The organism is Pseudomonas sp. 43(2021) (assembly GCF_017490805.1).
Lineage (GTDB): Bacteria > Pseudomonadota > Gammaproteobacteria > Pseudomonadales > Pseudomonadaceae > Aquipseudomonas.
Genome location: NZ_JAFGYJ010000190.1, coordinates 1 through 575 on the forward strand (window position 1 = coordinate 1; position 575 = coordinate 575).

At 52.0% G+C, this 575-nt stretch carries 1 protein-coding gene; it reads left to right on the forward strand.

Annotated elements, in window-relative coordinates:
• On the forward strand, positions 1–440 hold a 440-nt coding region (locus J5M71_RS26690; RefSeq protein WP_207838481.1), incomplete at its 5' end, for a Bro-N domain-containing protein.
• Positions 441–575 lie beyond the last annotated feature (135 nt).

Consider the following 575-nt stretch of genomic DNA (forward strand, 5'->3'; position numbering starts at 1 on the left):
ATCTCGGCCGTTTGATGGGTGTCCATCTGAGCGAACGCATGGTCAACAAACTGGACAAGGATCAGCGTCGCGTTTTGTGGATCGAGTATTTTCGGCAACCCGAAAAGCAACTGATGCTCAGCGAATCCGGTGTGTACGCTCTATTGGTGTATCACTACGTGCCCGGGAATCGGTTGTTGCGTGAGTGGCTGACTCATCACGTTGTGCCAGCCCTGCGCGATGCAGAGCACTCGGGACATTCAGATCGACCGATGCTGAGTTTGTTGGATTGGCCGGAGATGTCGTTGAGTTTGTTGCATTGGCAGGATGAAGGTTGGATTCGGCTGCGGGACATGCCTTATCTGTTGAGCGATCAGACACCACGAAAAGCGATAGCGACGAAACCTTGGTGGCGAAGGCTCGCTCAGGCGTTTCAGCCGTCGAAGCATTCGATGGGGTGAGCGATGCGTTTGTAGGATCACATGCGAGATCCGTCGCTATTTTTTGTAGGAATTTTCGTAGACAGTAGTAATGGCCACTCAGTATCGTCCGAGGGTTTTCAACCCTCGGCGATTTTATGAGCGACAAGAAAAAAG